Here is a 254-nt window from a genome sequence, read left to right on the forward strand (position 1 = left end):
GCTTCGCCGGGCAAACGTAAAAGTAGCCATCATCCTGAATAAGAACAAAAATGCCGATCTTAAATATCGGCATTTTGCTGTAAAAGAGAAGATGAATTTAATGCTTTAACGTTTCAATTTTATCCCGGCTCAGTCCGGTACTGGTGACAATAATGTCCAAACTCACGCCATGCCGTAATAAGGCACGAGCCGTTTCCAGTTTACCTTCCGCTCGGCCTTCCTCTCGGCCTTGCACAATACCCTGCTCAATGCCT

General features: G+C 45.7%; 1 protein-coding gene. It reads right to left on the reverse strand.

The genetic code is table 11. The features are described 5' to 3' along the window. Positions 1-97: 97 nt before the first annotated feature. Positions 98-254, reverse strand: a 157-nt coding sequence (locus SLS51_RS23695; protein WP_500690699.1) for an Rpn/YhgA-type helix-turn-helix domain-containing protein, incomplete at its 5' end; no start/stop codon positions are given.

Source organism: Photorhabdus africana (genome assembly GCF_035181445.1).
Taxonomy (GTDB): Bacteria; Pseudomonadota; Gammaproteobacteria; order Enterobacterales; family Enterobacteriaceae; genus Photorhabdus; species Photorhabdus laumondii.